Below are 11,593 nucleotides of genomic sequence, written 5' to 3'. Positions count from 1 at the left end.
CGGCCGAAGCTCTGGACGAGTACCTAAAATCTGTTCAACAATCTCGTGTTGCGACGACCGGTTGAATCCGCCCAGTACACGTCCATTGCCTTCGGCCGCCGTTGTCGCGAGGCCGGCGTGCAACCGTCAATGGGGACGGCCGGTGACGCCTATGACAATGCGATGTGTGAGTCGTTCTTCGGCACGCTCGAAGCAGAGCTGCTGTCACGCGAGCTCTTCGCAACTCATGAACAGGCGCGTCGACGTGTGTTCTCATTCCTGGAAGGCTGGTACAACGTACGCCGCCTGCACAGCAGCATCGGTTATTGCTCGCCGCTCGAATTTGAAAACCTGCATGCGCCACATCAACCGACATCGCATCGCGGGTTATCCACCGACGGGCAGCGTCATGGGCGAGAGAGGCGCCCCGCTGCCCGTCCGTGGATAACCCGCTGCTCAACGTCCAATGGAGGCTAAATCACATTCGATCACTGACTGCAGATCTGTCCGCTGAACCGGGTCAACCTCAGGAAAACACCTTGTGCGTGCCTCCCCCTAACGATGAAAGAGTGGGCAAGAATCGCTACGCACGTATATGCGTGAGCGAGGTGGTGGATGCAGATGGCCGGCTGGCGTTGCCGCAAGGAGCGGCGTCATCTCCTCTTATTGCCTATGGGCTTCTCGAACAGGCCCTACCAGTGAAATACCTGGAGCATTCGTTTCCCTATGCGGATGATCTCCTAATCACCGGCAATTCGAAAGAGGATGTGGCTGCCAAAGTCTCCCTTTACGAGGCGAACCTCGTAAGGCACCCAGCCGGCCCGTTGCATCTTGGCCGGGTCGAATATGGCGAAATCGCTGACGAAGGTTGTTTTGAATTCCTCGGACTCGTGTTTAGCGTCCAGAGTCGCGAGAGGAGCGGGCTTCGCTCGGTCCGCGTTGAGGTGCCGATGGAGAAACGCTTCGAATTCAGGGAACGGCTTCAAAAAGCAGTGGAGGAGGACGTCATAGACGGAGCGACCTCCCGGACCTGCGAGTACTTGGTTGGTTTCCTGTCGGCGGCGCCAACCGATGACCACGAACGACTCGTCGAGCTTGCGTGTGAAATCGCACAAGCTGCTGGTCTTCAGACGTCGCCCTTGGTGGCCGCAGCGACGCGGTTCCTGTCACGAGGGGACCATTTGTACCCGGTCGACCTGCGGCACGTTATCGATAAGCGTGCGATGGGTGGCGTGTCTTGTTCCGTTGTAAGTCCCGGAGACAAGTTTCACCAGCCTCGGGGTAACAATGCGATTGGGACGGTCGGCGTTGTTTTGGGACTTACATCACCACAATCTCTATTCGATGTGTCGGCAACGGACTGTGGGTCGTTTGTCGACGCGGGCGGCACGCGAGCCCCTCGACCGTCTCCGATCACTTTGGCGGAAGTCGAGGACTACCTCCCGCAAGAAAGTCTATGCGGGTCCCGGCTCCGGTAGTTTTTCGATGTCCCAATTGCCGCCTAGAAAGCGAGGCTGGCCGACAACGCGCGAACGCTGGACCAAATCTGACCTGTCCGCGAGCATTTCTCTCCCCGATACAAATGCAGCGCGTCGCAATGCGCCCTCCATCGCGCCTCCTGCGTAACGGTCTAGGGGCAGTTCGGCGCACCCGTCCTCCTCGCGATCGACTCGCACGATTCGGCTTTCTGCGAAGTCGCGATACCACGAAACGGTTCTGAAAGTTGGCGTCGCATCTCTAGAAAACTTCAGCAACTTTCTCTAATGGCGACCCAATTGTTTTCCGCGTCCGACGGGGCTTGCGGGTCGCGAGCCCCACGCAGCCTGAATGGCGTGATGCGCTGCAGGTAATCGAAAGTGGGGGTATTCTCGTTCGCTCGCCCGTTATCGATTGCGGAGAAATCATGCAGAAGCGCAGGATTGGCCGTTCCGAATTGCAGGTCGTGCCGTTGATGTTCGGCGGCAACGTATTTGGCTGGACCGCCGACGAAGCGACGTCGTTTTCGATCCTCGACGCGTTCGTCGATACCGGCCTCAACTTCATCGATACCGCCGATGTCTACTCGGCCTGGGTGCCCGGCAACCAGGGCGGCGAGTCGGAGACGATCATCGGCAAGTGGTTCCGTCGCAGCGGCAAGCGCGAGCAGATCGTGCTCGCGACCAAGGTGTCCAAGCATCCGCAGCGCAAGGGGCTGTCGGCCGCGAACATCCAGGCGGCGGTCGAAGATTCGCTGCGGCGCCTGCAAACCGATTACATCGACGTCTATTTCTCCCACGACGACGACACCGCGACGCCGCTCGCGGAGACGCTCGGCGCATATCAGAAACTGATCGAGGCGGGTAAGGTGCGTGTGATCGGCGCGTCGAACTACAGCGGGGCGCGCGTCGAGGAGGCGCTCGCGGTGTTGCGCCAGCACGGGCTGCCCGAGTATCAGTTGCTGCAGCCCGAATACAATCTCTACGACCGCGAGCACTACGAACGCGACAGCGAACCGGTGGCGCTCGCGAATCATCTCGGCGTGGTGGTCTATTACAGCCTCGCGAGCGGGTTCCTGTCGGGCAAGTACCGCAGCGAGGCCGATCTGGCCGGCAAGGCGCGCGGGAGTCGGGTCGAGAAATACCTGAACGGGCGTGGCTTGCGAATTCTCCGCGCGCTCGACCGTGTCGCGCAACGGCACGGCAGCAAGCCGGCAGCGATCGCGCTTGCCTGGCTGATCGCGCGGCCGAGCGTTACGGCCCCCATTGCTAGCGCGACCTCGGTCGAGCAGTTGAAGAGTCTGGCGACGGCCGTCCAGCTGTCCCTCACCGCCGACGATATTCGCGAACTCGACGAAGTGAGCGCGCGATAAGGCGAACACCACGGCCGCCGACGCGAACGCGATCCGCGGCGGGGAAAAGCCTGGCGCAATCGGTAAACCCCTGGTAGGATGGAGAGTTTCCTGATATCATCGGGAGTGAATTGAGATCTTTGCCTGTTTCGTCAGTGTTTTTCATTGGTGAAAGGTTGGCGAAACGGCAACAGACGCGGCTTTTGCATTACGTCTGTCCGCGTTCCGCGGTGAACTCCCCACCTCTCTTTTCCGGCCTCCGTGGCCGCTTTGCCTCTCGCTTCATTCGTGGTTTGGCCGGGGTTGTTTATCAGCCTCGCGTTTGCCTGTTACTGGCCATGAATCGGAGCGACCGGAGGGCCGGCGCGTTAGTGGTGACCTGAACGGTTACCGCCATGCAATTAAACCCGTATCTAGTGATTGAGTTAGGAATTACATGACGACGATTCTTCTGAAGGAAAACGAGCCGTTCGAAGTGGCAATTCGCCGCTTTCGTCGCGCAATCGAAAAGAATGGCCTGATCGCTGAACTGCGTGAGCGCCAGTCGTACGAAAAGCCGACCACGGCTCGCAAGCGCAAGAAGGCAGCAGCTGTTAAGCGCCTGCACAAGCGTCTGCGCAGCCAGATGCTGCCGAAAAAGCTGCACTAAGCACGCTTTTTACGTACGCCGAACGGCGGTGTGAGCTTCGAAAGAAGCCACACCGCCGTTTTGCTATTGGCGCGCAGTATTATTGCCCTTGCGGGCAGTGCTTACGCCGCGTTCCTCAGTCGCTCGGCCGACAGACCGAACTCGCAAGCGATCGAGCCCAGCCGGTCGTGCCACTCCCATGTGCCGAACACGTCGTGCACGTTTTGCAGGCAACTGAGCAAAGCGATGGTCACCGGGTCATACACGTTGATGCCGGCGCGCAGCAGTGCTTTTTTCAGCGCGGCCACGCCGACATCCATGTAGGCGGGCACCTCGGCCGGTGGTTTGCCGATGAAGCGCACCGGTACGCCTTCCATCGCAGTCATATAGTCGCGCGGCTTGATCAGGTTGCCGACCGGGCAGCCGCCGCAATAGCCGCGGTAAGCACCGCCGCCCTTCGGCAGCAATGCGGTGCGTTTCTGATCCAATAGATGTGCGACGGACTGATCGTAAATGTCCTGATGGGTCAGGAAGCTGAGTGTTTTCATGGTTGGTCTCCCGCGTCCGAGGCGGTGATTATTTGTTGTTGAGCGCGCATTGCGTGAGCGCATGGCGACGAGTATCCGCCGCGCGTCGTCCGGCGAAGGGCCGACTACGAGCATGAAAGGGCGCCAATTCGAGCGTTTGCGCACTCGGCGGACGCTGTGGCCTCATCCCGCCTTGCGACGACGCCCCTTCTTGCCCAGCGACACGCATCGCTCGCGGCACATGCAGGTCGTCTCATGATCATTGACCATGCCGACCGCCTGCATGAACGCGTAGCAGATCGTCGAACCGACGAATTTGCAGCCGTAGCGCTTGAGCGCCTTGCTCAGCGCATCCGACACTTCTGTCGACGCAGGCGCGTGCTTATACGAAGCCCATTCGTTCTGAATCGGCGTGTCGTCGACGAATGACCATACGAAGTTCGCGAGCGAGCCATGCTCGGCCTGAATCTGCTGCACGGCGCGCGCGTTGAGGATGGCCGCCTCGATCTTGCCGCGATGTCGCACGATGCTTTCGTCCGCGACGAGCGCGTCCACGTGCTTCGGCGTGAAGGCCGCGACCTTGTCGATGTCGAAGTCGGCAAATGCACGGCGATAGCCGGCGCGCTTGTTGAGTATCGTCGACCATGACAGACCGGCCTGCGCGCCTTCGAGCACCAGCATCTCGAACAGGTGTTGATCGTCGCGAGAGGGCACCCCCCATTCGGTGTCGTGGTACTGTGCGAGCGCATCGCTCGATACCCAGTTGCATCGTTGTGTCACTGTCGCGCTCCCGCGTGTTCATGTCGTTCGCCAGCATAGCGGAAGCGGTGTGCGCCGCAAGCTGGCCAATCGGCTAATTGCGCGATTCAAACTGACCTGCCACGCTAAGCGTTATTCACCCACTGAACTGATTCGATTCGATGAACCACGACTTCTTTCTGATCGGCGTCGACGGCGGCGGCACCGGCACGCGCGTCGTGCTAGGCGACGCGCAGGGTCGCGAACTCGCGCAAGCGGCAAGCGGCCCATCGGGCCTTGGGCTCGGCATTCCGCGCGCATGGCAGTCCATTCAAACCGCCTGCGGCGAAGCGTTCGAGCGAGCCGGAGTCGCGCTGGACTGGTCGCGCTGCGTGCTCGGCTGCGGCCTGGCGGGCGTCAATAATCGCGACTGGCTCGCCGAGTTTCACGAGCAGGCGCCGCGGCTGGCCGGACTGGCCGTCGAATCCGACGCTTACACGACCCTGCTCGGCGCGCACGACGGCGCGCCCGGCGTGATCGTCGCACTCGGCACCGGCAGCGTCGCGGCCTCGCTCGCGAGCGACGGCGAATTTCGCATGGCCAGCGGCTACGGCTTTCCATCGGGCGACGAAGCGAGCGGCGCGTGGCTCGGTCTGCGGCTGATCGTGCACGCGCAACAAGCGCTGGATGGTCGCGTGCCCGCCGACGATCTCTCCGATGCGCTGCTCGCGCATACCGGCACGGGCGACCGCGACAGTCTCGTCGTGTGGCTGTGCGCGGCCAATCAGACCGCCTATGCGCGGCTCGCGCCGATCGCGATCGAGCACCGCGTACATCCGTTCGCGGCGCGGCTGCTCGGCGAAGCCGGCGTCGAAGTCGGCAAGATGATCGCCGCGCTGGACTCGACGGGCGCGCTGCCGGTCGCGTTATGCGGTGGACTCGGTGCGCCGTTACGCGAGTACGTGCCGCCGGCGTATCAGGCGCGTCTGCGCGAGCCGCGGGCGGATTCGGCGCATGGCGGCTTGCAGCTCGCGCGGAGCGAAGCGCAGCGGCTGGCGGGATGAGACCTGTAAAATAGCGGTTTTGACGCTGCCTCGACGGCTCCGCCGCCGGACTCACCATGTACAAAGTCATCGCCACGGATCTCGACGGCACACTGCTCAACGCCGATCACCAGCTGGACCCGTTCACGGTCGCCACGGTGCGCAAGCTCGAATGCGACGGGCTGCGGTTCGTGATCGCCACGGGGCGGCATTACTGCGACGTCGCGGGTATCCGCGACCTGCTCGGCATCAGTCCGTATCTGATCACATCGAACGGCGCGCGCATTCACGCACCCGACAACACAGTGATCCACGCCGACGATCTGCCGCCAGCAATCGTCCAGCGTCTGGTGCAGCCCGACATTGTCGGGGCGCATGGTCGAGTGATCGTCAGTCTGTTTGCCGACGAGGCGTGGCTGATCGATCGCGATGCACCCCATCTGCTGGAGTTCCATCAGGACTCCGGCTTCACGTACGAAGTGACTGACCTGCCGAAGCACGATGGCGTCGACATTGCCAAGGCGTTGTATATCGGCGATCCAGCCGATCTCGCGCAGGTGGCCGCCAATCTCGAACGCGAATTCGGCGAGAGTCTGTACGTGACGTATTCGCTGCCGGATTGCCTCGAGGTGATGACCGCGAATGTGTCGAAGGGGCGCGCCCTGCAGATCGTGCTGGAGCGTCTCGGTGTCGACGCGTCGCAGTGCGTCGCGTTCGGCGACAACATGAACGATATCGATCTGCTCGAGACGGCCGGTCATCCATTCATGATGAACAACGCCAATCCGGATCTGATCACGCGTCTGCCGCATGTACCGCGCATCGGCAACAATTTCGAGGCGGGCGTCGCGCACCATCTGCGCAAACTGTTTGCGCTCAACGACGAACTGGCGTCCTGAACCGTAGTCACTGTAAATGAAAGCGGCCCGCATCCACTCGAGTGGATGCGGGCCGCGGAAGTTGATCGCGAAGCGCGGTGCATGCGCTCCGCTTGCAATCGTCAATCGCGCCAGCCGCGATGCTCGCCGCGATCGTCATGCCCCCAGCGACGGTTGTCGTGACCCCAGCCGCGGTCATCGCGGTGATAGCCGCGGTAGTAATCGCCGCGTTCGTAGCGATGATCCCAGCCGCCGCCGTAATACACCGGCTCCGGCGCCGCGTAGACGCGCGCGGGCGCGGCATAAACCGGCGCGGCATAAACCGGGGCGCCGAGCGACAGGCCGACGCTCAAATCCGTATGCGCCTGCGCGACACCGCATGCGCCCGCCGCGAGTCCGGCAGCAACCAGCAAGTGAGTGACGATGCGTTTCATGTTGGTCTCTCCTGTGAGGCGACGTAGGTTTGTCGCACAGGACCAATGTACGCACTCGCGCCGTGGTGGACTGCGACCAGATGTTACGGACTGCAAGCATCGTCGAAGCCATCAAGGGCGAGCGGAACAATCGCGTGGACCTTCCTGGCAGTGCCCTTGTTTCGCCTGCAGCCGCGCCGCACGGGGCTTTGCGGCCGGAAAACTCCAGCCGGCCGGCGGCTCTTCGCGCACGCTTGCCGCTCGACGCGCCCGCGCGCGTAATCACGGCTTACATCTGTATTACCCGATTAATCCGCCGCAGGCGCCGAACTGGCCGAAGTTGCGGAAGACGCCGCACCTGCCGAAGACGCCGACACGCCCGGCAACGCCGCGCAAGGGCAATCGGTCGCCCGACCGTCGAGCCCCTCATGATCGTGTTTGAAGCTCGCGCGCGGCGTGCCGTTCTGCCAGTCGAGTTGGACGATATAGATACTGTCGAAGTCGTCGCTTTGCCATTTCGGCACGTCGGCCGCGCGACCGCCATGCGCGCTCAGCATCTGCCGCAACAGCTTCTCGATCAGCTTGTGCTCCCACGCCACGACGATCAGCTTGCCGCGATTGGCCGGGGCGACGAGCGCGTTGCCGAGCTGGTCGATCTGCGCAAAGCCATACGGCGTCTGCACCGGCATCTGGAATTGAATCGCGGTCGGCTCGATCGTCGCAAGCGGGCGCACGTAATAGTACGGACGACCGCCGTCGTCCTTTTGCTGCCCGGGGTCGGGCGCGTAAATCGCATCGGGTTTGCCGAATTTGGCGGCGATCACGGCCGGCAACGCGAGCGACCGGTTGAGCCCCTGGCAATCTAGCTGGCCGTAGCCTTGCGCGGGTTTCTCGCCGTGCCGAACGAATACGAGGGTTTCGATATTGCCGCCCGCCGCGTTCGCGGCCGGCAACGCCAGCGTGCTCGCGCACAAGCCGGCGAGCGATAGAGCGACGCCATGCAGGAATCCGCGGAAACGGTTCATCGAAAGCACCTGTGTGTGGCTGGGAGGTCGCCCGATTCTAGCAGCGGCGCCGACCTGCACGGGGCCGCCGCGGCACTCCCGGCGCATGGTGGTCGCAATGAACGATGGGCGCCGAGGCGCCCATTCATGCCGACTACGCGACGATCACAAGACCGCTGCGCCGAACGAGCCGTCAGTCGAGCGCCAACTCGTGGGCCTCGCCGCTGCGATCCGCGGCGATCAGCGGATAGACGACGCCCGCGATCACCGCACCGATGATCGGCGCGGCCCAGAACAGCCACAGCTGATCGATCGCCGCGCCGCCGACGAAAAGCGCAGGGCCCGTCGAGCGCGCCGGATTGACCGACGTGTTGGTGACAGGAATCGAGACCAGGTGGATCAGCGTCAGGCACAGGCCGATCGCAATGGGTGCGAAACCGGCCGGCGCGCGCCGGTCGGTCGCGCCGAGAATCACGAACAGGAAGAAGCCCGTCATCACGACTTCACAAATGAAGGCGGCGGCGAGCGAGTAGTGCCCCGGCGATTGCTCGCCGTAACCGTTCGTTGCGAAGCCGCTCGCAACCAGGTCGAAGCCGGGCTTGCCCGACGCGATCAGCGACAGCACGAATGCGCCGAGCACCGCACCAATCACCTGCGCAAAGATATACGGCAGCAGATCGCGCACCGGAAATCGGCCCGCGACGGTGAGGCCGATGCTCACCGCCGGATTCAGATGGCAGCCCGAAATGTGGCCGATCGCAAAAGCCATCGTCAGCACGGTCAGGCCGAAGGCCAGCGACACGCCGACGAAGCCGATGCCCAGACCGTGAACCGGCCCGGCGAAGTTGGCGGCGAGGACCGCGCTGCCGCAGCCCCCGAGCACGAGCCAGAAGGTGCCGAACAGTTCGGCAACGACGCGCTTTGACAACTGCATGATTGGGGATCCTAAAAAGAATTGGTATGCCGGAAGCACGTATCGAAAAGCACGAGTACGTGCATTGAGCGCGCAATTCTAGGTAGACAGCGCCAAATCGGGTGTCAAGGATTGTCAATCCGGACAGGATTTATAAACTATTGAGGGATAAAGCGCAGGTTTTACAATTCACCCGCTTTAATAATTATCAGAGGAAAATTCGCTAAACCGGTATTAGTGGCCATTGCGAATTTTTATAATTGCAGCTAGTCTGCGGTCGAATGAGTTCTAGAAAGGGGAGAACCGAATGTCTCAATATGCAGACCTCAAGGCGCAGATAGCCAAATTGCAGGCACAGGCAGAAGAAGCGCGACGCACGGAAATCGACAATGTCGTCGCCGACATCCGCCAAAAGATCGCCGAATACGGTCTGACCGCGCAGGATCTCGGCTTCGCGGTCGCGGCCAAGCGCGGCCGCCCGCCCAAGAAGACGCCGCTGCCGGCGAAATATCAGGATCCGAAGTCGGGTAATACGTGGAGCGGGCGTGGCAAGCCGCCCAAATGGATCGTCGGCAAGAATCGCGAGCGCTATCTGATTGGCTCGGCGTGAGGTCCGCGCGAGGTGACGCGAGACGCGATGAAAGCGGGCTGAAGGTTCTCTTGCCGTTTGGCTTATTCGCCGCCGCGCGCTAATCGCCGTGGAAGCGCAACCATTGCGGGATTAAAAAAGCCGCCCATGCTGGGGCGGCTTTTTCGCGTCCGGTCGCGAAGGCTTCGTTTCCCGCTCGTGCAAACGATTCCGATGCCGGATTCCGCCGCTATTGAGCGTCATAAGCGAAGGTTCACAGCGCGGCTTCAAAGCGTACCGAAAACGGCCGGCCGTAAAAGTGCCGGCCGTTTTCAAACGCGCGCCTAGCCGAGCGCGACCTGGCGCAATACCGGACGGCGCGCGCTTTCAATCAGCGCCGAATAACCGTCGATATAGTTCTGCGCCATCGTTTTCGAACTGAAGCGGCGTTCGAACTGGGCGCGGATTTCGGTGCGCGACAGTTCATCGAGACGTTGCAGAGCCGCCACCGCGCCTTGCACGTCTTCGACGATATAGCCGGTCACGCCGTGGTCGATCACCTCCGGCACCGAGCCGCGGTTGAACGCGATGACCGGCGTGCCGCAAGCCATCGACTCGATCATCACGAGGCCGAACGGCTCCGACCAGTCGATCGGGAACAGCAGCGCCTTCGCGCCCGACAGAAACTCGGGTTTCTGCGCCTCGTTGATCTCGCCGACGAACTCGACGTGCGCCATCGACAGCAGCGGCTCGATCTCGCGCTTGAAGTACTCCATGTCGACCTTGTCCACCTTGGCGGCGATCTTCAGCGGCAGACCGCTTTGCGCGGCGATCTTGATAGCTGTATCGACGCGCTTTTCCGGGCAGATGCGGCCTAGGAACGCGAGATATTCGGGCTTCTTGTGCGGCTGCGGCGTCAGCAGCTGGTCCGGCAGACCGTGATAGATCGTGCTGAGCCAGTTGGCCTGCTGCAGCGGCAGACGCTGCGAATCCGAAATCGACACCACCGGCACGTGCGAGAACGCGTCGAACACCGGCTGCAATTCGGGCAGATCGAGACGGCCGTGCAGCGTGGTCACGAACGGCGTGTCCATCGTCGTGAACAGCGGGAACGGCATGTAGTCGAGATGGAAGTGCAGCACGTCGAATTCGTGCGCGACCTTGCGGACCGATTCCATCATCAGTACGTGCGGCGCCAATGCATCGCGAATCGTCGGATCGAGGCGCAGTGCGCGCGGCCAGCACGCCTCGAGATTGGCGGACGTGACCGAGTCGCCGCTCGCGAACAGCGTGACGTCATGGCCGAGGTCGACGAGCGCTTCGGTCAGATACGACACGACACGCTCGGTGCCGCCATAGAGTTTCGGTGGGACAGCTTCGTACAGCGGCGCGATTTGTGCGATTCGCATGCGTTTTCTCCTGTGTCGATCGGAGTGAGCGCTTGGGCGCTGACCCGGATCACATGCAGATTCTTGATGCTTACCGGGGCTTCGCACGACGGGCTGGATTGCGCGAAGTACGTAGGCCTGACGGACGGATGGACGCGGTTGACCCCCGTCCCAGGGTGCTCCGAAATAGGTATCGGGTAATCCCTTAGCGTTCATTATCGGGATCGACCGCGGTAATTCGAGTGATTTTTCAAACACTTAATGTTGTTACAGCGCGATACATGGGCCGTTACACGCGCGCGCGAGCTTCAATCGCAAGCCGTCCCCATAATCGGGGCGCATGATTTCGGCGACTTAATCAAACGTGCGACAGGCGAAAAGCACCGTAGCAAGCGGCGGACCCGAGGGTCGGATGAAGCGCGGAACAACCGCGAAGCGAGCCAGATTGCAGGCGAGTGAAAACGTCTTATAATTGTTTTCCACCGTTTCACGGTGCGGCGGTGAAGTTCTGAAAACTCACCATCCGGTACATGCCGCAGCCGTAGAAATTCCCAGCGCGCATCGTCATTCCCGCCCGGCGCACCCATTCGTCCAGATTCGCGCGTCGCCGCGGCCTCAGTTGTAGGAATAATTCCTACACAAATGACGGATTAATCCGTCATCCATGTGGGGTGTCTCTCCGATTTT

The 11,593-nt window shown here is 61.8% G+C and carries 13 protein-coding genes; 7 read left to right on the top strand and 6 right to left on the bottom strand.

What is annotated here, in order from left to right; genetic code table 11:
* The first annotated feature begins 45 nt into the window (after nt 1-45).
* The 4 genes from EVC45_RS47945 to rpsU all read left to right on the top strand — a co-directional run bounded on the left by EVC45_RS47945 (nt 46) and on the right by rpsU (nt 3,455).
* On the top strand, nt 46-456 hold the full coding sequence (locus EVC45_RS47945) for an integrase core domain-containing protein (protein ID WP_168991504.1): 411 nt from the start codon (nt 46-48) through the stop codon (nt 454-456).
* Between the two features lie 92 nt (nt 457-548).
* Nucleotides 549-1,457 carry a hypothetical protein gene (locus tag EVC45_RS20205; protein ID WP_129960000.1) on the top strand — a complete coding sequence of 303 codons (909 nt, stop codon included), beginning with the start codon at nt 549-551 and terminating at the stop codon, nt 1,455-1,457.
* A gap of 425 nt (nt 1,458-1,882) precedes the next feature.
* On the top strand, nt 1,883-2,827 hold the full coding sequence (locus EVC45_RS20200; RefSeq protein WP_129959999.1) for an aldo/keto reductase: 945 nt from the start codon (nt 1,883-1,885) through the stop codon (nt 2,825-2,827).
* Nucleotides 2,828-3,242: 415 nt separating this feature from the next.
* Nucleotides 3,243-3,455 carry a 30S ribosomal protein S21 gene (rpsU, locus tag EVC45_RS20195; RefSeq protein ID WP_006050883.1) on the top strand — a complete coding sequence of 71 codons (213 nt, stop codon included), beginning with the start codon at nt 3,243-3,245 and terminating at the stop codon, nt 3,453-3,455.
* A gap of 101 nt (nt 3,456-3,556) precedes the next feature.
* Here rpsU and EVC45_RS20190 read toward each other — a convergent pair whose 3' ends face one another.
* Both EVC45_RS20190 and EVC45_RS20185 read right to left on the bottom strand, forming a co-directional pair.
* Nucleotides 3,557-3,982, bottom strand: coding sequence for a hypothetical protein (locus EVC45_RS20190; RefSeq protein WP_129960013.1), 426 nt, complete (start codon nt 3,980-3,982; stop codon nt 3,557-3,559).
* A gap of 162 nt (nt 3,983-4,144) precedes the next feature.
* On the bottom strand, nt 4,145-4,741 hold the full coding sequence (locus EVC45_RS20185; RefSeq protein ID WP_129959998.1) for a DNA-3-methyladenine glycosylase I: 597 nt from the start codon (nt 4,739-4,741) through the stop codon (nt 4,145-4,147).
* Between the two features lie 140 nt (nt 4,742-4,881).
* Between EVC45_RS20185 and EVC45_RS20180 the strand changes: the two genes are divergently transcribed.
* Together EVC45_RS20180 and EVC45_RS20175 are read left to right on the top strand one after the other, a co-directional pair.
* Nucleotides 4,882-5,763, top strand: a complete 882-nt coding sequence (locus EVC45_RS20180; protein WP_129959997.1) for a BadF/BadG/BcrA/BcrD ATPase family protein — start codon at nt 4,882-4,884, stop codon at nt 5,761-5,763.
* Between the two features lie 56 nt (nt 5,764-5,819).
* On the top strand, nt 5,820-6,641 hold the full coding sequence (locus tag EVC45_RS20175; protein WP_129959996.1) for a Cof-type HAD-IIB family hydrolase: 822 nt from the start codon (nt 5,820-5,822) through the stop codon (nt 6,639-6,641).
* Nucleotides 6,642-6,742: 101 nt separating this feature from the next.
* Here the strand turns inward: EVC45_RS20175 and EVC45_RS20170 are convergent, their stop codons facing one another.
* From EVC45_RS20170 to aqpZ, 3 genes are all read right to left on the bottom strand, one after another.
* On the bottom strand, nt 6,743-7,054 hold the full coding sequence (locus EVC45_RS20170) for a hypothetical protein (RefSeq protein ID WP_129959995.1): 312 nt from the start codon (nt 7,052-7,054) through the stop codon (nt 6,743-6,745).
* A 287-nt stretch (nt 7,055-7,341) separates the two neighbouring features.
* Nucleotides 7,342-8,058: a histidine phosphatase family protein gene (locus EVC45_RS20165; RefSeq protein ID WP_129959993.1), complete on the bottom strand. Its 717-nt coding sequence runs from the start codon at nt 8,056-8,058 to the stop codon at nt 7,342-7,344.
* A 172-nt stretch (nt 8,059-8,230) separates the two neighbouring features.
* Nucleotides 8,231-8,971, bottom strand: coding sequence for an aquaporin Z (gene aqpZ / locus EVC45_RS20160; protein WP_129959991.1), 741 nt, complete (start codon nt 8,969-8,971; stop codon nt 8,231-8,233).
* Nucleotides 8,972-9,257: 286 nt separating this feature from the next.
* Between aqpZ and EVC45_RS20155 the strand changes: the two genes are divergently transcribed.
* Nucleotides 9,258-9,560 carry an H-NS histone family protein gene (locus tag EVC45_RS20155; RefSeq protein WP_129959990.1) on the top strand — a complete coding sequence of 101 codons (303 nt, stop codon included), beginning with the start codon at nt 9,258-9,260 and terminating at the stop codon, nt 9,558-9,560.
* A 302-nt stretch (nt 9,561-9,862) separates the two neighbouring features.
* Here EVC45_RS20155 and EVC45_RS20150 read toward each other — a convergent pair whose 3' ends face one another.
* On the bottom strand, nt 9,863-10,927 hold the full coding sequence (locus EVC45_RS20150; RefSeq protein WP_129959988.1) for a glycosyltransferase family 4 protein: 1,065 nt from the start codon (nt 10,925-10,927) through the stop codon (nt 9,863-9,865).
* Between the last annotated feature and the right edge of the window lie 666 nt (nt 10,928-11,593).

It is taken from the genome of Paraburkholderia sp. UYCP14C, from assembly GCF_004197395.1.
Taxonomy (GTDB): Bacteria; Pseudomonadota; Gammaproteobacteria; order Burkholderiales; family Burkholderiaceae; genus Paraburkholderia.
This window is presented reverse-complemented; position numbering and strand designations above follow the sequence as displayed.

Coding starts and splice junctions, on each gene's coding strand:
- EVC45_RS20200 (WP_129959999.1), top strand. CDS start 1,883: ATGCAGAAGCGCAGGATTGGCCGTTCCGAATTGCAGGTCGTGCCGTTG.
- rpsU (WP_006050883.1), top strand. CDS start 3,243: ATGACGACGATTCTTCTGAAGGAAAACGAGCCGTTCGAAGTGGCAATT.
- EVC45_RS20190 (WP_129960013.1), bottom strand. CDS start 3,982: ATGAAAACACTCAGCTTCCTGACCCATCAGGACATTTACGATCAGTCC.
- EVC45_RS20180 (WP_129959997.1), top strand. CDS start 4,882: ATGAACCACGACTTCTTTCTGATCGGCGTCGACGGCGGCGGCACCGGC.
- EVC45_RS20175 (WP_129959996.1), top strand. CDS start 5,820: ATGTACAAAGTCATCGCCACGGATCTCGACGGCACACTGCTCAACGCC.
- EVC45_RS20170 (WP_129959995.1), bottom strand. CDS start 7,054: ATGAAACGCATCGTCACTCACTTGCTGGTTGCTGCCGGACTCGCGGCG.
- EVC45_RS20165 (WP_129959993.1), bottom strand. CDS start 8,058: ATGAACCGTTTCCGCGGATTCCTGCATGGCGTCGCTCTATCGCTCGCC.
- aqpZ (WP_129959991.1), bottom strand. CDS start 8,971: ATGCAGTTGTCAAAGCGCGTCGTTGCCGAACTGTTCGGCACCTTCTGG.
- EVC45_RS20155 (WP_129959990.1), top strand. CDS start 9,258: ATGTCTCAATATGCAGACCTCAAGGCGCAGATAGCCAAATTGCAGGCA.
- EVC45_RS20150 (WP_129959988.1), bottom strand. CDS start 10,927: ATGCGAATCGCACAAATCGCGCCGCTGTACGAAGCTGTCCCACCGAAA.